Below are 21,506 nucleotides of genomic sequence, written 5' to 3'. Positions count from 1 at the left end.
CATTGCTTCTGAGACACCAACACCCGGATATTTTGAGAACCGCCTGATCTATCTTTTGCCGGTTTTCGATATTAGAAAGCAAAACCATTGTGTCGGATCACTCTTCTCTTAAATATATCCGTCATTGACTTTTTTGGCGTCATTGACAAACTCCCGGAACCTGTCTTCCTCTTTAAGCTTACAAATAAGCAAGACGTTGTCACTTTCACTGATAAGGTAATCCTTCAAACCATGTACTACCAGCAGTTTTTCGGGCGGGAGTTTAATGTAACAGTTTTGGGTATCATACAGAAGGGCATTCCCGTTCACCGCATTCTTATGGATGTCTTTGTTGCTCACCTCATACAGGTTTTGCCAGGACCCCAGATCCGACCAGCCGAAGTCTCCCAATACCACGTATACCGCGTTGGATTTCTCCAGAATACCATGGTCAACGGATATGTTTTTAATCAGGCTGTAGGCCTTCCTTAGAAATTCAGATTCTTTTTCCGTACAAAAATAGTCTTCCCCATCCTCAAAAGCTTCTGCCAGTTCGGGGATATGTTTTTCTATGGCATTGATTATGCTTTGGTTCTTCCACACAAACATCCCCGAGTTCCAGACAAAATCCCCACTTTCGAGAAAAGTTGCAGCCAATTGCGCATTGGGTTTTTCGGTAAAGGTCTTTACCTTTTTTACTTCGGCCTGGTCCTCCTCTATATACTGGATATACCCATAGCTGGTATCAGGTCGGTTGGGCTGTATCCCTATCGTGATCAGGTTGTGACCGGCTTCAGCTCCCTCAAATGCTTTATTTATAGCCTGGAAAAAAATGTATTCGTTGAAAATCAGCTGATCCGAGGGACTGATCAATACTTTGGCTTTCGGATTCATTTTTTTGATCTTATAGCTGGCCAAAGCGATGGATGCCGCTGTATTTCTCCGCAAAGGTTCCATCAATATCTGGTTTTCTGACAATTCAGGAAGCTGCTGTTTAACCAGATGGGCATATTTTTTATTGGTTACTACCAAAAAACTAGCTGCATCATAGTGCTGTCTGAACCGGTCAAAGGTCATTTGCAGGAGGGTTTTGCCTGTACCCAACAGATCCAGAAATTGCTTTGGCTTGCTGTTTCTGCTATACGGCCAAAATTTTATCCCTACTCCTCCCGCCAATATGACTACATATTTGTCTTTCTTTTCCATTGTCTAAACTATGCCTTCTTTCATCAAATCATGAATATGAATAAACCCTACCGTTCTTTTGCCATCCTGAACCACCAGTTGAGTAATATTATGGGCTTTCATCATATTCAATGCTCTGATGGCATATTCATTGGACATGATCGTCTTAGGAGAATCTGTCATGATTTCCTTTGCTTTTATTTTAGAGAGATCGGGATTCTGCTGAAGCATCCTCCTTAAGTCGCCGTCCGTAATGATTCCTTTAAGATTCCGGTTTTCATCCAATACGGCGGTTGCTCCCAGCCTTTTACTGCTGATTTCCAATATAACATCTTTTAATGAGGCCGCTTCTCCCACTGCCGGCAGCAGCTGTCTGTCCATGATATCTCCCACGGTAAGGTAAAGTTGCTTGCCCAAAGATCCTCCGGGATGGTATCTGGCGAAATCAGCCGCGGTAAACCCTCTTGCTTCAAGCAGGCATATGGCCAATGCATCCCCTAACGCCAACTGTGCGGTAGTACTGGTCGTGGGCGCCAAATTATTAGGGCAGGCCTCCTCCGTGATGCTGGCATTGAGAACATAATCCGACTGCTCGGCCAGATAACTATTTATATTGCATACCAATGCCACCAATTTATTACCTGATCTTTTTAAAAGTGGTACCAGAACTTTAATCTCGGGGGTATTTCCGCTTTTCGATACGCATATTACGAAATCTTCTTTTTTTATCATACCCAAATCCCCATGAATTGCATCGGCTGCATGCATAAATAAAGAAGGAGTTCCGGTGGAATTCAGTGTTGCTACAATTTTATTTGATATAATGGCGCTTTTACCGATGCCTGTGACCACTACCCTGCCCGGAGATGCCAATATATCACTCACACAGGCTTCAAAGTCGCTGTCTACAAAATTTATCATATTTCTGATGGCATCTGATTCGTTTTGAAGTACTTTTATAGCAGTGCTTTTAATATTTTTTAGTAATTTCAATTTTACAGTTGTTAATTGTTAATTTTGTACAAAGGTAGGAAAAGAAATACATTAATCTTTTAATGGCTAGCAAGGTGCAACTCATTAACCTAAATGTGAAGTGGATAATATTGTAAAAGAAAACCTAAAGAGAATATTCGGTTTCAACCAATTCAGAGGAAACCAGCAAGCAATTGTCGACAATATATTAGAAGGGAATAATACCTTTGTCATCATGCCTACCGGAGCAGGGAAATCTCTCTGCTATCAGCTTCCTGCCGTTATCAAAGAAGGTACAGCCATTGTCATCTCTCCTCTGATTGCCTTGATGAAAAACCAGGTAGATCAGCTCAACAGCTTTGGGATCAATGCCCATTTTCTTAACTCCACCCTCAGTAAATCAGAAACCAACAAGGTCAAGAGCGAAGTCCAGTCCGGTCTGACCAAATTACTGTATGTGGCACCTGAGTCCCTCACAAAAGAAGAAAACGTCAACTTCCTTAAAACGGCTAATGTCAGTTTTGTGGCCATTGATGAAGCCCATTGCATCTCAGAATGGGGGCATGACTTCAGGCCCGAGTACCGGAAAATAAAATCAATCATCGCCCAGATCGGCAATAATTTACCTGTCATCGCTTTGACGGCGACAGCCACTCCCAAAGTGCAGCAGGACATACAGCGCAACCTCCAGATGGAGGAGGCAGACCTTTATAAATCTTCTTTTAACAGGACCAACCTGTATTACGAAGTCAGGCCCAAAGTTAAGAACGAAACCAAGAAAGAGATCATCAAATATATCAAGTCACAAAAGGGGAAATCCGGGATCATTTATTGCCTCAGCAGAAAAAAAGTGGAGGAAATAGCGGAACTTCTTAAGGTCAACGGAATCAGTTCAGCCCCCTATCATGCGGGACTTGAAGGAAATGTAAGGGTAAAAAACCAAGACGATTTCCTTAATGAGGAGGTGGACGTCATCGTTGCCACCATTGCTTTTGGCATGGGGATCGACAAGCCCGATGTGAGATATGTGATCCATTACGATGTCCCCAAATCATTGGAGGGCTATTACCAAGAAACCGGAAGGGCAGGAAGAGATGGTCTGGAAGGCCACTGTCTGATGTTTTACCGTTACGATGATATCATCAAACTGGAGAAATTCAACAAGGACAAACCGGTAAACGAGCGGGAAAATGCCAAGGTGCTCTTACAGGAAATGGCCGCGTATGCTGAAAGTTCGGTATGCCGGCGGAGGTTTTTGCTCCATTATTTTGGAGAAAGCCTTGAAAAAGACTGTGGCTATTGCGATAACTGCAAAAAGTCCAAAGAAACCTTTGATGGCCAAGAAGACGTTTTGACGGTAATAAAAGCGGTCAAAGAGACGAAACAACGCTTTAGCATGGATCATATCGTCAGCCTCATCAGAGGGGAAAAAGATGATTATATTGAAAGTTACCATCACGACAGGCTCTCTGTCTTTGGTAGGGGCAGAGAACAGGATGAAGTTCATTGGAAAACAGTGATCAGGCAGGCCATGATCTTTGGGCTTTTGGAAAAAGATATTGAAAATTATGGCGTTATCCTGCTTTCTGATAAAAGTGAAAGTTTCGAAAAAAACCCCTATCCCGTAACCTTAAGCAAAAACCACAATTTTGAAGAAATGTCAGAAACTGTATCTTCGGAAGAGATGGGCGGCATGGGAAAAGCTTACGACGAAAAGCTTTTTGAGTTGCTGAAAGCTGAAAGGAAAAAAGTAGCCAAGGCCAAAAACCTCCCCCCTTACGTAATTTTTCAAGACCCTTCTTTAGAAGAAATGGCTACCGTATATCCTACTACCCGTGACGAACTGGCTCAGATAAACGGGGTCGGAATGGGAAAAGTAGCCAAGTTTGGCGCTAGCTTTCTGAAACTCATTGAAAATTATGTGGAGGAAAACGAGATCATCACGGCTTCAGATGTGGTCGTCAAAACATCAGGCACCAGGTCTAAAGTAAAAATATCCATCATCCAACAGATTGACAGGAAAATCGATCTGGATGAAATCGCCAACAATCTGAACATCAGCATGGGGGAACTCCTGCATGAAATTGAACAGATCATATACAGCGGCACTAAACTGAATATCAACTATTATATACACAACATCATGGACGATGAGCGGGAAGACATCCTCCACGATTATTTCATGACGGCTGATACTGACAAAATCCGGGATGCCATGCTGGAGCTGGAAGACGACGACTTTTCGGAAGAAGAGATCAGGGTATACCGGATCAAATTCATATCAGACCATGCAAATTAAACCAAAAGAAACAAATGAACATATTGCTGGTAGGTAGCGGCGGAAGAGAACATGCTTTTGCCTGGAAAATAAAACAAAGTAATCTCTGCAAAAAATTATACATTGCCCCCGGAAATGCCGGAACATCCGAATTGGGCATTAACCTCCCCATAAACGTAACCGACTTTCAGAACATCAAGGACACATGTATAAGGGAATCTGTTGATCTTTTGGTTGTGGGACCCGAAGAACCCTTGGTGAAGGGATTAAGAAATTATTTGAGCAGCAATCCCGAAACATCTCATCTGCCCATAGTAGGTCCGGACCAACTTGGGGCCACCTTGGAGGGCAGCAAGGATTTTTCCAAGCAGTTCATGAAAGCGAATAACATCCCCACTGCCGGGTATGATACCTTTACCGAAGACACATTAAATGAAGGACTTTCTTTTATCCGGAAACAAAAGTTACCGGTGGTATTGAAGGCTGATGGCCTGGCAGCTGGAAAAGGCGTGCTCATCTGTCAATCCTACGAGGAAGCGGAAGCAAGCTTCAGGGAAATGTTGTTGGAAAAGAAATTCGGAGAAGCATCAGCGAAGGTGGTGATTGAGGAATTCCTTTCCGGAATAGAACTGTCGGTGTTTGTAGCCACCGACGGGGAAAGTTACAAAATCCTCCCTGAGGCAAAGGACTATAAAAGAATTGGTGAAAAAGATACGGGGCCCAATACAGGTGGTATGGGGGCCATAAGCCCTGTGCCTTTTGCGGACCAGGCTTTCATGGATAAAGTTGAGGAAGAAATCGTCAAGCCCACCATCGAAGGGCTAAAAAAAGAAAACATAGATTACCGGGGTTTTCTTTTCATCGGGCTAATGAACGTCGACGGCCAACCCAAGGTGATAGAATACAATGTAAGGATGGGGGACCCGGAAACGCAGGCCGTATTGCCAAGGATAAAAAGTGACTTTGTGGCACTTTTGAAAGCCATAGCCACCAAAGGCTTGGCCAATTATACCTTGCAAACCGAGAATTTCGTTACTTCAACAGTCGTTATGGTAGCAGGAGGATATCCTGAGTCCTACGAAAAAGGAAAAAAAATAACTGGACTTCATGCGGATAACAACACTTCATCGATCACTTTTCATGCGGGTACATCTTTGACAAAAGATGGCACTGTCCAAACAAATGGAGGCAGGGTGCTCGGCATTACAGGAAAGGGGAAAAGTGTGGAGGAAGCCATTTCTAACGCATATGAAAGAGTCAGTCAGATCAGTTGGGAAAATGTAAATTACCGTAGGGATATCGGACAGGATATACTGGCTTACGCAAAATGAAATTTCCCATATTCACGAGGAGGCAACTCCCTAAAATATAATATTATGGCAGGATGTAATAACTGCTCTACCGGCAACCCGGCTACTGTCGGGGGCTGTCAGAATAACGGCAGCTGCGGTACGGGCGATTGCAATAAAATGAACTCTTTTGACTGGTTATCCCATATGGGGATACCTGAAGTGGATAAATTCGACATCATAGAGGTGAAGTTCAAAGGAGGACGGAAAGATTATTTCAGAAATGTAGACCATCTACAGCTCACCACCGGTGACCCAGTGGTCGTGGATGTTCCCAATGGCCACCATATAGGTTACATTTCGCTACAGGGAGAACTTGTGCGGCTTCAGATGCAAAAAAGGAAAATCAAGAATGACGATAACATTTTAAAGATTTACCGGCTTGCGAACCAAAAGGATCTGGAAAAGTGGCAGGAGGCCAAAAACAGGGAAATCCCTACCTTATACAGAAGCAAGCAGATCATTGAGGAACTGGGACTGGAAATGAAACTTTCTGACATCGAGTACCAAGCCGACAATTCAAAGGCCACCTTCTATTATTCCGCTGATGACAGGGTGGACTTCAGAGAACTCATCAAGATCCTTGCGTCTGAATTCAAAATACGCGTGGAAATGAGGCAGATAAGCCTTCGTCAGGAAGCCGGGCGGCTTGGTGGAATAGGAGTATGCGGCAGGGAATTATGTTGTGCGACCTGGATCCACGATTTTAAAAGTGTAACCACTTCAGCAGCCCGTTACCAAAACCTTTCCCTGAATCCAAGCAAGCTTTCCGGGCAATGTGGCCGGTTAAAGTGTTGTCTGAATTATGAGCTTGACAGCTATATGGCCGCACTTAAGGATATCCCATCCGTAGACAAACCGCTGCAGACAGAAGCAGGGCCTGCAAAACTCCAAAAAACGGATATTTTCAGAAAGCTGATGTGGTTCAGCTACAACGACGACAATAATTGGCACTCTATCGATTGTGAAAGGGTAAAAGATATCCTTGAGATGAACGAAGGAGGAATTATGCCTTTCAATCTCAAGCAGGATAAGGCTTTTGAAGGCGAAGTAGAAACCGGCAAATCCAATAAGGACCTGGAATTGTTGGACAAAAAGTTTTCCCAATCCAAGAAAAAGAAAAAAAGAAAAGCAAAGCCTAAAAAGACCGGCGTGGATAGCCTATCCGTTCAGCCGGAACTAAAACCTGGGCCACGGCAGACCACTACGGACAGGACCAAAAACAGTGGGCAAAAAAACCGTAAAGGAAACAGAAAAAGCCCAAGAAATCAGGCGCGGAACCAAGGAAGCCCACCTCAAAATACCCAGGATGCCGTTAACAAAAAAGAAGGAGGGCAAAAAACCAGCAAAAAACGAAACTATAATAAAAAAAGAGGGCAAAACAGACCCAACAATGGCAATACAAATGAGATTTAACCGGATTTCCCCATCTTTTTTTCTTTTTTTGCTTTCGTTTTGGTTTTTCTCATGCAGTGAAAATAGGATATTTGAAGAATTCACTGGCTTTAAGTCACTGAGTTGGGCAGTGTCCGATACGGTTACATATGAGTTAAGTGAGTTAAGCGGCCTGGCGTATGATCATGTGATCACTACAATAGGAGTGAGATACAATGATGACTATGAATTTCATAACCTCTATGTACGCTGTTTTCTAAAAGACAGTGTGGGTCATATAAAAAAAGACACCTTGATCAACTTGGGGCTTTTCGATTCCAAAACCGGGAAACCAAGCGGACGGGGTTTTGGAAACCGGCTGACTTTGTATGACACCCTGCCATTTGGCGGGATGGATGACCGAAGCAAAATCCAGTTTGTCCAGTATATGAGAAAGGATACCCTGAAAGGAATTGAAGCTGTCGGATTAAAAATCACTTCTCCTTCTAAAAACTAGCGTCAACTCAAATGTTATTCGGGTAATTTGTTGGTGTTACAGCTAATTCCGGCGGCATATGGTTGTCCACGAATCCCGAACAAGTCCCCCGAACCAAGTCCGGGACAGGTCTACACAGGCCGCCCCGAACCCGGTCAATGACATTCGGGGAATCAGCACGAAGGATGGAGATAATTTGGATGAAATTATATATTTGGAAAAACGGCTCAACGATCTGAACCATTTCATGAAATTCGTGTCAATTGGTGGAATTCCTGACTGCCGGGCACCTACGCTAAAGCTATGGCGACAGCGTGCAGGCAGGCGTGGACAATAAATTCATTGGTTGACCCGAAAACCGGTCCCTGACTTGATCCCTAGGTGGTGGCCTCTCCGTCCTTTTCCGTGCTTTTCAGTTTAAGCTTGGTCTGTAATAGATCTTCCTTGTCTATCCAATATTGCCGGCTGAAAAGGAACAATATACTCCAGTTTTTGAGCGTCAGCATTTGGGGGTGATACACAAAGGCTTCTTTTGCACTTAATGCGGCAAAGAAGCGCTGGTCATCCGTAAGAATGGCGGCGGTGGCATTCCCGTTTTCCTGGACTTCCAAATCCATTATTTTGTCATAGTCGTTTTCCACAACCTCATGGTTTCCATAAGTATTGATCAATCTGTTCTTTAGCGACCAGGTTTCATGATAGTCAGGATGGGTAAAAGGCAGGCGGTCAGGCATATTCCCCTCCTGAACCTCTTTGGCATACTGAATGTAATCCTTCAATACCCTGACTCCGGGATTGGTCAAATGGTGTTCTTTGAAGTTTCCGGGACCCAGTCCAGTAATAAGCACAATTTCTTTCCTGGCTCTGGTTACGGCGACATTCAGCCTGTTCTCTCCCCCTTTTCTTGACAGCAGCCCGAAGTTTGCGGTGAATTTCCCCTGTGGATTAGGAGCATATCCTATCGAAAAAATCACCCTGTCATACTCATCTCCCTGAACGTTTTCTATGTTTTTTACCCGTACCCGGTCCAATCCGCTGTCTCCAAACTCCCCATCTATCAACTCATTTACCAGCACCATCTGGAAATAATTAAATGTGATGATTCCCACGGTATCTTTGGGATGGGCTTCCCATATTTTCTTCAGTTGGCGGATCACCTCCCCTGCCTCCTCTTTGTTTATCTGGTTTTCCCAAACCCCGTCTGTTTTTATAAGACGGATAGGGATGTATCCTGAATTCAGCACCTCCCGATCGGGCAGCATATATAGCCTGTTGTCATAAAAATGAAGATTGGAAAAATGGATCAAGGGCAAAGTCTGGCTTCTGTAATGGGTGGTAAGGGAGTGGCTGGGAAAATATTTTGAGGCCATATCCAACAGGGAATCGATTTCCAATTCCATCCCCTCTTCCTCAGTCTGCACCCTGGCCTGGTACAAATCATAGGGCTGTAATTGATTGCTGTCACCCGCGACCACCACCTGTCTGCCCCGCAACATGATGGGGAGCCCCCGTTCGAAATAACATTGGCTGGCCTCATCAAATATTACCAGATCAAAACAAGGACGAAGTGGAAATAAGGCAGAGGCCGTTTCCGGAGATGCTAACCAACAGGGCATCAATCTAAATACTTCCTCATCAAATTCTTCCACGAGTTTTTTGATCGCCCAAACCTGCCTCTTTTTCAACACCTGGTGATTTAACTCCCTGTAAGTGATCATGTTATTGAGCCGGTTGTACTCAAGGTTTTTACAGACATCTTCCCGGAGTCTCATTTCCACAATAAACCTTGCCACCTTCAATTTTTCCTCCACGGCATTCCCAAAATCCTGGATACGCTGCTTGATCTGGGAATCATGAATTTCTTTTAACACTGGATATTTTGCTTCCAAATGCCCCACCCAACTCAATTTCAGACTGGAGAGAAATATTTGTTTTAATTCCTCAAACTCTTTATCGGGAAACTCGTCGATCAATTTTTCGACTACTTTTCTTTCGACTTCATTCATTTTCTTCTTCAAGCCATCATACCGGACCAAGTCATCTATATCTTTTGCCAATCTGATTTTTACAGGAATAAGTTTCTCCTCATCCGCAGTACTCAGCAAGTGCTTGATTTGAATTTCAGTAAGGTATTTCTGCCAGGAAGGAAAGTGGTCAGCCATCCAAGCCGTGATTCTTATCATTTCAGCCAACAAGTTGTGGAAGTGGCCGTAGGAAAGCTTCGCTTTAAAAATATAGGTAGACAAAACACCTAAGTCCGTCATAATAAAACGGGAACGGACGGCTGCCGTTAACACATTTGTGACTTCGACAAACTCCGCTAAGTCAAACGGTTTGGAGGGCAGCTTTATCCAACTCTTTTGCGACAGAAGGGTGTATTGATGACTGAGGTTCATCCGGTTTTCCAGCTTCTGGGCCAGTATTCCCAGTCCCTCTTTGGTTTTTTTCAAACCATTTGTCTCTAAAAGCGCCACAACATCTCCGTACTTCCTGGAATCAAACCGCAACATGATCTTACCAATCCAGGAATCCATTTGGTCGGAGGCGTGAATCGTTTTTTCCAGCATCGGTTCAACTTCCTCGTCCGGGGTACTCCACTCGATGCCCGCTCCGGAAAAAAGCCTGCCAATCATTTCTATCTTATTTTCCAGCCACAACCGGTCAAACACGGATTTGTCATAACCCATTAAAGCTTTGAATTTCTCAAAGATATCCGGGCTGTCTATCATTTTGGCCAGTTCCTGCAACTTTTCCCGGTGCTCAAAAGACTCATAAATGATCGGATACTCAAATGTATCGGCGAGCAGATCACCGAGATCTTTTTGGGTTTGGTATTTTACGGAGGCTATCTCTTCAAATATCGCTTTTATATTGGATACAGCTTGAGGGCCCATAGCAGCGAAATCCACCCGATGCAACCAAAAAGAAGACGGTTCTTCATACCGTTTATAATAAGTCTGATAGGCAGAAAAATCATGAAGAAAAGCATCCAGATCATCCAGTCTGAAATACCTGTAATACTGCGTCAGATCGGTTATCTCATCATTCATACTGGAGGTTAAATACAACTCCTTGACAGGTGCGCCGCATTCCTTGTCATCATAAAGGGCTTCTTTGTACTCATCGAAAAAATCTGAGTCCTTCTCTATTTGCCTGGAAAGCTGGCTAAAGCTCCGCTCCAACTGGATCGCATCCAGCGACCGGTTGAGTGCCTGATAACTTTCCAATGAGCTGATCTGATGGGCTATTTTTTTATAAAGCTCCTTCCGGTCACTTCTATAATCATGGACCAAGGCGGTAAAATTGCCCATTCCCTGGGCCGAAACCCTTTCAAACACGACATCCAGTGCTGCCCTTTTCTGCGAAACCACCAAAACCTTCTTCCCTCTGGATATAAAATCGGAAATAAGATTACAGATCAACTGGGATTTGCCCGTACCGGGAGGGCCTTGAACCACGCATGACATACCTTGCTTCACAAATTTTAACACCTCCTCCTGGCTGGCATCCATGGGGAAAGTGTTGTACAAATTGTTTTCCTGAGGCCGCTTTTCTTCCCCTGTTTCGTGATCAAACCGCGCGGAAAGCAAATCCTCCAAGGTTTGATGATCCGATTCCGTTATTAGCCGCTTGTAATCATCCATTAGAGAGGAACTCTTTTGGGAAAACTGTCCGAGAACCGCATAAGGTTGAATTTTTAAGATCCCTGTTTTAAAGCTTTCTTCAAAATATGCTCTGGATTGTTCGGGAAATATTTCAAGCTTATCCTGATATATTTCCCTTCCAAAATTCAACTCGACTTTGTTTTTAAGGTAGTGGTACAGGTCGGTCCTGAAACCTATAGGGTCTTTGGAGAAATCTTCCAATGATTGTTCCAGCCACTCTTTGTCAAAAGGCCTGCCTTGGGCCTGGCTATATGCCAGCAAAAAAGTAGGATTGATAAACGGGGCCTCGCCAATGGCTTTTCTCAGGTACCATGTATTGTCCTCATGAACGATACTGACGGGGAAAAATATCAGCGGACACCGGATCAATTGGTCGTTGATCAACTTGCCTTCAACAAATGGCCAGCCGACAAAAAGGGTTTTTTCCCCTGTTTCCTCTTCGGCAAATCTGTCATTTTGATGAAGTCTTTTTAGCCTTACAGACAGCTGGTTCACGTTTTTGTCCCTGGAATCCAGGACCTGTATCAATGGCACATTTCTTTTTCTTCCCACCAACTCTGTGATGTAAAAAAATGCAGGATGATTGTTCAAAAAATGAAAATCCTTTAGGTCTATCATCTGACTGTTGATGATTTTGGGCAGAAAAACAGACCGGTTACCAGATGATAAATCAATCAATCTGTTAAAATAAACCTGAAAAATATCCTTTAGCATAAACCATTCATTTAAAGGGAGAATCTTTTTCCTTCGCCATGTGATTATAAACAATCGTATCCATGATACCAGGCATCCATTTATTCAAAAAAGAAGCCAATTTCCCTTGTCTTGTCAATATCAGATCCCTTTTCCTTTTCAAAGCCGCCTTGTAAATGGCCTTGGCCACTTCCTCAGGAGTCATCATTTTTTCTTCGTCCCTGGGAGACTCCTGTTGTATGGAGCCATCTGCTGTAAGTGCATTGTTACGGATGTTGGAAGCGGTAAAACCGGGGCAGGCCACCAATACATGCACCCCGGATTTCATTACCTCCGTTCGAAGCGATTCAAAGAATCCGTTCATGGCGTATTTGCTTGCCGTGTACGCTGTCCTGGCGGGTGTTCCCCTGAATCCATTAATGGAGGACATGGCTATGATGGTGCCTTTATTTTTCAGGATCTCCGGAAGACAGAACTTGGTGGCATAGACAGCACCCATAAAATTGGTGTTCATGACTTTGTGAAAAACTTCAAGATCCATATCCTGAAACATGGCCCGCATGCTGATACCTGCGTTATTGATAAGCATATCGATTCTTCCAAAACGTTCCACCGCCCCTTTCACCATCAGTTGATTCTGTGACTCGTCTGCGGCATCACAGACTATGCCGGCACACGTTATTCCTTCATTCTGAAGCCGGAGCAAGGTATTGTCAAGTTTAATTTGGCTACGGCCTGTTATCCATATTTTGGCACCGTTTTTTCCAAAAACACGGGCGCAGGCTTCTCCTATTCCTGAAGTAGCCCCTGTAACAACCACCACTTTATCTTTCAATTTCATAAAATCCATATCCCATTTAAAGGTAAGTATTTCAACTATATTCCGGCCAATTTAATAAAAGCATTGTTTCTATTTCAAATGGCTTTCACCGAAAATCACTAATTTTGCAGCCTATGTCAAGAAAATTGAAGAATAAGATCCTGCATCGGATTCCCATAGAAAGGATCGCGGCTGAAGGCAAATGCGTGGGCCATTATGAAGGGAAAGTGGTTTTTGTAAGCCATGTGGCTCCCGGAGACGTAGTGGATGTACGGGTAACAAAAGGGAAAAGCAGTTTTCTGGAAGGAGAAGCCATACATATCCACAAATACTCAGAAAACCGGACAGAACCGTTTTGCGAACATTACGGCACATGCGGTGGCTGCAAATGGCAACATATTTCCTATGAACTCCAACTTGAATATAAAAGGCAGCAGGTGATCGACCAGTTTGAACGGATTGCCAAGGTGCCCCTCCCGGAAGTGTCTCCCATCATCGGTGCTAAGGAAACCCGTTATTACCGCAACAAGCTTGATTTTACCTTTTCCAACAACCGGTGGCTGACCCGTGAACAGATAGATTCAGGAGAAAACCTGGAGAGAAACGCTCTCGGGTTCCATATTCCTAAGCGTTTCGATAAAATAGTGGACATAGTGCACTGTCATTTACAGGGCAATATTTCCAATGAAGTAAGAAACAGGCTAAGGGATTTCGCGCTGAAAGAAAACATTTCTTTTTACGACATGATCAGGCAGGAAGGAGTGTTGAGAAATCTCATCATAAGAACCTCTTCAAATGAAGAAATAATGGTGATCGTGCAATTCGGAGAAGAAAACCATGCTGCCATAAAAAAGGTCATGGATTTTCTCAAGGAGAATTTCCCCGGGATCACTTCGCTGTTGTATGTCATCAATCTGAAGAAAAACGAGACGTTCCATGACCTGGAAATTTTAAATTATCACGGAAGGGATTATATAGAAGAAAAAATGGAAGGGCTCCGTTTCAGAATAGGTCCAAAATCATTTTACCAGACCAACTCAGAACAAGCTCACCGTCTGTATCAAGTAGCGCGGGAGTTCGCCGGTCTTACAGGCGATGAAGTGGTCTTTGACCTTTATACCGGAACCGGAACCATTGCCAATTTTGTTGCCCAGAAAGCCAAGCAGGTAATTGGTATAGAATATGTGGACGCTGCCATAGAAGATGCCCGGTTAAACTCCCAAATAAACGGGATAGAGAACACCCTGTTTTATGCCGGAGACATGAAAGATATACTTAACGAGGAGTTTACCACCAACCACGAGAAGCCGGATGTAATCATCACCGATCCGCCCAGGGCCGGCATGCATGAAGACGTGGTGAAAATGATGCTCCGATTGGAGGCGGAAAAAATAGTCTATGTGAGCTGTAATCCCGCTACCCAGGCCCGTGATATAGCCCTGCTCTCCGAAAAATACAGCGTAAACAGGGTTCAACCCGTAGACATGTTTCCGCAGACCTACCATGTCGAAAATGTAGTGTTGTTAACCAAAAACAAATAAACCGATACATGATCATCAGAGACGATAACGATCCCGAACTGAACGGAAAATATCTTGGAACCATCAGCAGCGATTTTGTGAAAATCTGCGAAACGCTAAAAGAAGCCTCATACCAGGTCAGATCCAGGAAATTTTCCGATTATCCCATCTTCCCTATAAGCAAAACAGAACAGCCGATAGGACAGCTTTTTTTAAGTAAAGAGGACAAGCCCATTGAATGGAATTATTATATCACCTACCTGGATGAATTTGTACAGAGAGGGCTTATCGAAGAAGATGCAGTGGAACAGTTCAAACAGACCTATAAAGACCCCGATGAGTTTTGTTGCCTGTTTGTAGTGGATGAGGCTTTCACCAATTTTCTCTATATCCCGTATCCCACCGACTGACCAAAAACCAAAAGCGTTAAAAATGCTTCCAACCCTGTGCCTGGAGAGGCACGGCTGTTCCACTTTTTGTCACCAGAAACAAGCCCTCTTCCGCTTTTGTCACGTGGCCGATAAAATGAATATCGGGATGCTTCTCAAGTTTCTTAAAGTCCTCCTGCCGGATGGTGAAGAGCAGTTCATAATCCTCTCCCCCGTTTAACACGCATGTAATCGGATCTAAATCAAACTCCACGGCGGTATCATAGGTTTGCTTGTCAATGGGTAATTTGTCTTCATAAATCATGACACCCACTCCGGATGCTTTCGATATATGAAAAAGTTCGGATGCCAGCCCGTCGGAAATATCCATCATACTGGTGGGTACGATCTCAAGATCACGAAGTTCATGGACAATATCCATTCTCGCATCCGGTCTTAACTGCCTTCCGGTAATGTAGGTGTATTTTTCAAGATCCGGTTGCATTTCAGGGTTAGAAAGAAATACCTGTTTTTCCCGTTCCAAAACCTGCAACCCCATCAAAGCGGCCCCCAGGTCTCCTGTGGCACAAATGATATCATTTATCTTTGCCCCGGAGCGAAAGCTGATTTTTTCCTTTTCAACCTCCCCCACGGCTGTAACGGATATGATCAGGCCCGATCTGGACGCAGTGGTGTCACCGCCTACCAGATCCACTTGGTAATGGTCCGCCGCCAAATTGATCCCTTCGTAGAGCTCGTCCACCGCCTCCACAGGAAAACGGTTGGAAAGGGCCACGCTGACGGTTATTTGCCTGGGAACGGCATTCATGGCAGCTATATCGCTTATATTTACCGCTACCGCTTTAAACCCCAAATGTTTCAACGGGGTATAGGCAAGGTCAAAATGCACACCTTCCAGGAGCATATCCGTGGTGACCACCATAAGCCGCTTTCCTTCACCGATCACTGCAGCATCATCACCGATGCCCTTGACGGTAGAAGCATGTTTGATTTTGACTCCTTGGTGGATCCTGTCTATCAATCCAAATTCACCGATTTCACTGATTTCGGTTCTCTTGTCTTTATTCATCTGCTTTTTTTTCCTGACACAATTCCACCAACACCCCATTGGTAGACTTCGGGTGCAAAAATACAACTAATTTATGATCCGCCCCATGCTTGGGGACATCATTCAATATCTCAAACCCTTCCTCCTTCAATCTTTCCACTTCCTTCCCGATATCATCTACTTCAAATGCGATATGGTGGATGCCTTCAGCTCTTTTTTCCAAAAATTTTGCAATCGGGCTGTCAGGTGATGTTGCCTGTAACAATTCGATTTTAACATCGCCACTTTCAAAAAAAGAAGTGATGACCTTTTCTGAGCTCACCTCCTCCTCCTTGTATGGCGGGCTTCCCAGTAACTTTTCGAATAGGTTATTAGAAACCCTGATATCTTTGACAGCTACGCCGATATGTTCTATTTTCATTTCTAATGTTTATATTTGCATTAATATTCAATAAATATACAGGATTTAGCCCAAAACCTGTGTGCTTACACAGAGTCTAAGGCGTTCTGTTTTGAACGGAGGGAATTTATTTTCCCGAGTTTCCGTTAAGAAAAGAAAAATGTGGACCGGAAAAAATATTGATAAAAAATGATCATCGTTTCAGAAAAAGCCAAAAACAGAATCCTTGAACTAAAAAAAGAAGAAAGCCGCAAAGAGGAGGAAAACATCAGGGTTTCCGTAAAGGGTGGTGGCTGTTCCGGTCTGATGTATGATCTGGGTTTTGACGCGCACCTTTCCGAAACGGATCATGTGTTTGAAGACAATGGTATAAAAATCATTGTGGACAGAAAAAGCCTTTTATATTTAGCGGGCACTACTTTAGAATTCAGTGATGGCCTCAACGGAAAGGGTTTCCAGTTTGTCAACCCCAATGCCACCCGTACATGCGGATGCGGAGAAAGTTTTTCAATATAGCATAAGCCGATCCTCATTACGCTGTTGACAGACAAATCCTAATATTGATCAAACAAGATTATAGGGTATTTAAACAACTCATTTTTAGATAAATGGGTTGTTTTTTTTTGTAAATGTTTTATTTTAACTACTATTTTCTTTAACTTTTATCAAATTACACCTTTAACCTGTTATATATGGGGGTCACGCGGAATATTCCCGAAATATGTCGATATTTACTTGAATTAAGTATAGTCAAACACCTATTTTCGCCATGTTTTAAAGGAGAACCGAATACCTCAAAACCGTTATCTTTATAAAAAACTGTGAAAAATAAGGAAACACCATTTAATATTATATGCTTATGAAAAAAAGTCTACTTATTGTGCTGGTTATGCTGTTTATTTCCACAGCGTCCACTTGGGCACAAAGTCGAAATGTCTCCGGAACTGTCCTCTCTGCAGAGGACAACATGCCGTTGCCGGGGGTCAATGTAAGAATTAAAGAGACCAACCGCGGCACCATTACGGATATCGATGGTACTTACAACATTGCGGTCGATAGCGAAGAAACTTTGATATTTTCTTATATAGGGTTTCTGACCCAGGAAGTCACCGTGGGTAACCAAAATTCCATTGACGTCCTGTTACAGACCGATGCCAAAACATTGGGCGAAGTGGTGGTTGTAGGATATGGTAGTGTGACGAAAGGGGACCTGACCGGGAACATTGCTTCCCTTAAAGGCACCGAGATCGCCAACATCCCCGTTCCGACATTTCAGGAAGCCATTCAGGGCCGTATGGCAGGGGTATTCGTCGAATCCCAAAGCGGGAAAGTGGGCGAAGGCGTCAAAATCAGGGTGAGAGGTACCACTTCTATTTCGGGGAGCAATGATCCCCTTTATGTGATCGATGGCATACCCGTAACCTCCAGTGGAACGATTGGTCAAAGTAATCCTTTGGCTGACATCAACTTTAATGACATCGAATCTTTTGAGGTATTGAAGGATGCCTCTGCCGCAGCCATTTATGGTGCCCGGGCCTCCAACGGGGTGGTGCTGATCACCACCAAATCCGGCACCTCCGGCAGGACGAAATTCAATGTGGGCATCCAAAGGGGGGTAAGCAGTCCCACCCGTCTCAATGAGTTCTTAAATGCCGCGGAATTTGTGGAACTCATGAGGGAAGCCGGCTACAACAACGACCGGAGAAACGGCTTGGATCCTATCAACAATCCTGAAGATTACCCTGACTCTGATCTCGAATTTGTGGAAAACCGTTTAGACCGTCATGCAGGACACACCAACTGGAGGGACGGAACGGTGGACACTGACTGGCAAAAAGAAGCCTTCAATCCCGGTGCCGGTGTTACCAGCGTTAACTTCTCTGCCAATGGCGGCGATGAGAGAACCCGTTTCTACTTCTCCTCCGCATATGACAAACAGGAGGGGATCATGATCCGTAACAACTTTGAACGTATCAGCGGCAGACTAAACCTGGACCATAAGATTTCTGACAGGTTCACCATTGGGGCCAATTTCAGTCTGGCCAGAACTGAAACCACCAGAATAGCGGAAGACAACCAGTTTTATAATCCGATCCAACTGGTAGCGCTGTCACCCATCACACCTATCCGGGACGAAAACGGAGAGCTGTATGACAGACCGGTTACTACTTATTATAATAACCTGATCGACTCCGAAAATGCGGAATGGCTGACCACCAATTTCAGAAACATCACCAATGTCTTTGGTGAATACCATTTCACCGATAACCTACGGTTTAGATCTGAATTTGCGGTGGATGTCCTCAATCAAAACGATGAAAGGTTTTTCGGATCCAGAACCATTATTGGCCAGGGAACCAACGGTTATGGCAGCTCACGATGGATGAGAATCTTTAACTATAACACCAATAATTATTTTACATATAACAATACTTTTGCTGAAAAACATAATTTTGAAGCCGTGGTGGGGATGTCCTTTCAACGTTCCGATGAAAATTACACCCGCGTGGACGGACAGGAATTTCCGTTGGATGACCTAAGGACACTGGAATCCGCTGCGGAAATAACAGAGGGAACCTCGCAGTTTACCAATTTCACCTTCTTGTCGTATTTCTCTAGGATCAATTATAAATTTGATAACAAATACCTGCTTACGGTCAGTGCCCGGGTGGACGGTTCCTCCAGGTTTGGTGAAAACAACAAGTACGGATTCTTCCCTGCGGCCTCGGCGGGATGGATCATGTCAGAAGAAGGGTTCCTACAGGGAAGTGAGGGGCTGAGTCTCCTAAAAATCAGAGGTTCCTACGGACTCACAGGAAATGCCGAAATCGGAAACTTTGATCATTTGGGACTTTTCGGCCCTGTCTCTTATGGACTCCTACCAGGATTACAACCTACACAAATTCCCAACCCAAGATTAACATGGGAGAAAACTGCACAACTTAACTTTGGAATCGAGTTTGGCTTGTTTAGGGATCGGATCACCGGTGAATTGGACATATACAATAAAAACACCACCGATCTTCTTTTGAATGTACCCATTCCAGGAACCACCGGTTTTACTTCCCAGAGACAGAACATCGGCAGGATGCAAAACTACGGGTTTGAAGTAGTCATCAATTCTGCCAACTATGCCGATCAAAACTTCACTTGGAACACTTCCTTTAATTTAGCCAGAAACATCAACAGGGTAAGGGAATTGGCTGAAGGCCAGACTTCCATACCCCCTTCCACTTCCAGCTATCTTAATGGCATATTTTTGGATCAGTCGATTGGCGTATTTTACGGTCCAAAATATGCAGGTGTGGATCCGGCTACCGGTGATGCCTTGTACTACAGCAATGCGGAGTTGACAGAAACCACAAATGATTACAACGAAGCAGAGAGAATGGTGGTGGGAGATCCCAATCCAAAATTCATAGCCGGTATCAACAACACGCTTACTTATAGGAATTTTGACATGTCTTTTCTTTTCCAGGGAATTTTTGGCAACGATATATTTGAGGGTGGAGCCGGCTTCTATGCTGCAAATGGGGACTGGTTCGACAATTCCACGAAATCCCAATTTGCCCGGTGGCAAAACCCCGGTGATATCACCGACATCCCCCAGGCCCGGTTGGGTGAATGTAACGGCTGTAATGCCTCCAGCAGGTACATTTCGGACGGAAGCTATGTGAGGTTCAAAACCCTGACTGTGGGTTACACGATTCCTTCGCACCTGTTGGAAAGGTTTAAGTTGAGCACCGCCAGGATTTATTTTATGGGACAAAACCTCTTTACCTGGACCAAGTATAAAGGTTGGGATCCTGAGGTGAATGCGGATTATTTGCTCAATACCACCCAAAATGCCAACGTATTCCAGGGCAATGATTTTTACACGGCGCCTCAGGCAAAAACATTCTCGTTGGGTTTAAATGTTGGATTTTAACGGACAAGAAAAATGAAAAACTTAATCATATACCTACTGACACTGGCAGGATTTACCCTGGCCCTGTCTTCCTGTGATAACCAATTGCACTTATCCCCTGCCCAAAGTGTGGATCAGGATCTGGCCTTAAACAATGATGCCAACGTAAAAAGGGTGCTAGTCGGCGCCTATGCAGACCTCAGGCATGAAGACCTGTGGGGAGGCAGGCTGCAGCTGTATGCGGAAATGTTGGGTGCCAACAATGAAATCCGGTGGGAAGGTACTTTTAACCAACCCAGGGAAGTTTACAATAAAAGCATGTTTACCAACAATACCTTTATTACCAATACCTGGACCAGGGCATACAGTGCCATCAACGTGTGCAACAATATCCTTGATGCCGTTAATGTAGTAAACGAAGCCGACAGAAACCGGGTAAGAGGTGAAGCCCTGTTTATACGGGGGGCCATATATTTCGAGCTTTTAAGGTATTTCAGCCTTCCCTATGTAACCGGCAACAACAGCACTAACCTGGGAGTACCTTTGGTTCTGGACCCCACCCGGGAAGTGACCGAAGAGGTCTTTGTTCCCAGAAATACGGTAGAAGAAGTATACCAAAGAGTGATTGCAGACCTTACCGAAGCGGAGCAATTGCTGCCTCCCGTCAATGGGTTCTTTGCAAGAAACTATGTAGCTTCCGCGATACTTTCCCGGGTATATCTTCAGATGGAAAGGTTTGCTGATGCACGGGATGCAGCCAACAGGGCCATTGAGGTGGCCACAGCCAACGGTAAATCCCTGACGCCGGATTTCATGGGCGCCTTCAACAATGAAGCCGATTCCCAAGAGGATTTGTTTGCCATCCAGGTGAATTCACAAGATGCGGCCAATAACATGCACCTTTTCTATTCTACCCCCGAATTTGGTGCCAGGGGCGGGGATGTAACCATTCTCAACAGCCATCTCACGCTGTACGAAACGGGTGATGATCGCTTAAATCAATTCAGCATGCGTGCCGGGGATCGCAGGACAGACAAATGGCGTGAACAATTCAGAAATGTAAAAGTGGTACGATTAGCTGAAATGTATCTTACCCGGGCAGAAGCCAATTTCAGGGAAGGCACCAGCACAGGAGCCACCCCCCTTGAAGACATCAACAGGATAAGGACGCGGGTAGGACTCTCAGCAAAGAACTCCCTAACCCTCGACGAAATCCTCCGGGAACGACGGGTAGAACTGGCCCATGAAGGTCATTTTATCCATGATGTGAAAAGAACAAGGGGATCAATCCAGGACAACAACACGCCTACCCTCCAATATCCGTATGACGACAACAGAATGGTTTTGCCCATTCCACAAAGGGAAATGGACGCCAATCCGGAGTTGGTTCAAAATCCAGGTTACGGAGGATAGACAATGCGCACTTATTCT

15 protein-coding genes are annotated in these 21,506 nt (G+C 44.4%); 9 read left to right on the top strand and 6 right to left on the bottom strand.

All coding sequences use genetic code 11. The annotated features are described in order from the left end of the window. Nucleotides 1–108: 108 nt before the first annotated feature. Together ACFPFU_RS23895 and ACFPFU_RS23890 are read right to left on the bottom strand one after the other, a co-directional pair. Nucleotides 109–1,185 carry a mannose-1-phosphate guanylyltransferase gene (locus tag ACFPFU_RS23895; RefSeq protein WP_377068940.1) on the bottom strand — a complete coding sequence of 359 codons (1,077 nt, stop codon included), beginning with the start codon at nt 1,183–1,185 and terminating at the stop codon, nt 109–111. A gap of 3 nt (nt 1,186–1,188) precedes the next feature. Beyond that, on the bottom strand, nt 1,189–2,157 hold the full coding sequence (locus ACFPFU_RS23890; protein ID WP_377068938.1) for a KpsF/GutQ family sugar-phosphate isomerase: 969 nt from the start codon (nt 2,155–2,157) through the stop codon (nt 1,189–1,191). A 100-nt stretch (nt 2,158–2,257) separates the two neighbouring features. On the opposite strand from ACFPFU_RS23890, the gene recQ reads away from it, so the two are divergent. From recQ to ACFPFU_RS23870, 4 genes are read left to right on the top strand one after another with little or no spacing between them, the layout of a single operon-like run. Further along, the gene (gene recQ, locus ACFPFU_RS23885) at nt 2,258–4,435 is read left to right on the top strand and encodes a DNA helicase RecQ (protein WP_377068936.1); all 2,178 of its coding nucleotides are present in this window, start codon (nt 2,258–2,260) and stop codon (nt 4,433–4,435) included. Nucleotides 4,436–4,449: 14 nt separating this feature from the next. Further along, a complete protein-coding gene (gene purD / locus ACFPFU_RS23880; RefSeq protein ID WP_377068934.1) occupies nt 4,450–5,745 on the top strand; it encodes a phosphoribosylamine--glycine ligase in 1,296 nt (431 codons plus the stop codon). A 45-nt stretch (nt 5,746–5,790) separates the two neighbouring features. Continuing rightward, the gene (locus ACFPFU_RS23875; protein ID WP_377068932.1) at nt 5,791–7,179 is read left to right on the top strand and encodes a PSP1 domain-containing protein; all 1,389 of its coding nucleotides are present in this window, start codon (nt 5,791–5,793) and stop codon (nt 7,177–7,179) included. Next, nucleotides 7,157–7,654 (top strand): gliding motility lipoprotein GldH, encoded by a 498-nt coding sequence (locus ACFPFU_RS23870; RefSeq protein WP_377068930.1) that lies wholly within the window; start codon nt 7,157–7,159, stop codon nt 7,652–7,654. Before ACFPFU_RS23875 ends, ACFPFU_RS23870 begins: the two co-directional genes overlap by 23 nt. Nucleotides 7,655–8,010: 356 nt before the next feature. Here ACFPFU_RS23870 and ACFPFU_RS23865 read toward each other — a convergent pair whose 3' ends face one another. Beyond that, nucleotides 8,011–12,012 carry an AAA domain-containing protein gene (locus ACFPFU_RS23865; protein ID WP_377068928.1) on the bottom strand — a complete coding sequence of 1,334 codons (4,002 nt, stop codon included), beginning with the start codon at nt 12,010–12,012 and terminating at the stop codon, nt 8,011–8,013. 7 nt (nt 12,013–12,019) lie between these two features. Then, nucleotides 12,020–12,832 (bottom strand): SDR family oxidoreductase, encoded by an 813-nt coding sequence (locus ACFPFU_RS23860; RefSeq protein ID WP_377068926.1) that lies wholly within the window; start codon nt 12,830–12,832, stop codon nt 12,020–12,022. A 113-nt stretch (nt 12,833–12,945) separates the two neighbouring features. Between ACFPFU_RS23860 and rlmD the strand changes: the two genes are divergently transcribed. After that, the gene (gene rlmD / locus ACFPFU_RS23855; protein WP_377068924.1) at nt 12,946–14,352 is read left to right on the top strand and encodes a 23S rRNA (uracil(1939)-C(5))-methyltransferase RlmD; all 1,407 of its coding nucleotides are present in this window, start codon (nt 12,946–12,948) and stop codon (nt 14,350–14,352) included. Between the two features lie 11 nt (nt 14,353–14,363). Then, nucleotides 14,364–14,741: a hypothetical protein gene (locus ACFPFU_RS23850; protein WP_377069022.1), complete on the top strand. Its 378-nt coding sequence runs from the start codon at nt 14,364–14,366 to the stop codon at nt 14,739–14,741. 16 nt (nt 14,742–14,757) lie between these two features. Here ACFPFU_RS23850 and thiL read toward each other — a convergent pair whose 3' ends face one another. Together thiL and mce are read right to left on the bottom strand one after the other, a co-directional pair. Further along, nucleotides 14,758–15,789, bottom strand: coding sequence for a thiamine-phosphate kinase (gene thiL / locus ACFPFU_RS23845; protein ID WP_377068922.1), 1,032 nt, complete (start codon nt 15,787–15,789; stop codon nt 14,758–14,760). Then, on the bottom strand, nt 15,782–16,189 hold the full coding sequence (gene mce, locus ACFPFU_RS23840; protein ID WP_377068920.1) for a methylmalonyl-CoA epimerase: 408 nt from the start codon (nt 16,187–16,189) through the stop codon (nt 15,782–15,784). Before mce ends, thiL begins: the two co-directional genes overlap by 8 nt. Nucleotides 16,190–16,357: 168 nt before the next feature. Between mce and ACFPFU_RS23835 the strand changes: the two genes are divergently transcribed. The 3 genes from ACFPFU_RS23835 to ACFPFU_RS23825 all read left to right on the top strand — a co-directional run bounded on the left by ACFPFU_RS23835 (nt 16,358) and on the right by ACFPFU_RS23825 (nt 21,488). Beyond that, nucleotides 16,358–16,684, top strand: a complete 327-nt coding sequence (locus ACFPFU_RS23835) for a HesB/IscA family protein (protein WP_377068918.1) — start codon at nt 16,358–16,360, stop codon at nt 16,682–16,684. 343 nt (nt 16,685–17,027) lie between these two features. Further along, nucleotides 17,028–20,096: a SusC/RagA family TonB-linked outer membrane protein gene (locus ACFPFU_RS23830; RefSeq protein WP_377068916.1), complete on the top strand. Its 3,069-nt coding sequence runs from the start codon at nt 17,028–17,030 to the stop codon at nt 20,094–20,096. Nucleotides 20,097–20,108: 12 nt separating this feature from the next. After that, nucleotides 20,109–21,488, top strand: coding sequence for a RagB/SusD family nutrient uptake outer membrane protein (locus ACFPFU_RS23825; protein WP_377068914.1), 1,380 nt, complete (start codon nt 20,109–20,111; stop codon nt 21,486–21,488). Nucleotides 21,489–21,506: the final 18 nt, after the last annotated feature.

The sequence above is a fragment of the Negadavirga shengliensis genome (genome assembly GCF_042652345.1).
Lineage (GTDB): Bacteria > Bacteroidota > Bacteroidia > Cytophagales > Cyclobacteriaceae > Negadavirga > Negadavirga shengliensis.
The sequence above is the reverse complement of the archived record's forward strand: the minus strand, read 5'-3'. Positions and strand labels throughout refer to the sequence as shown.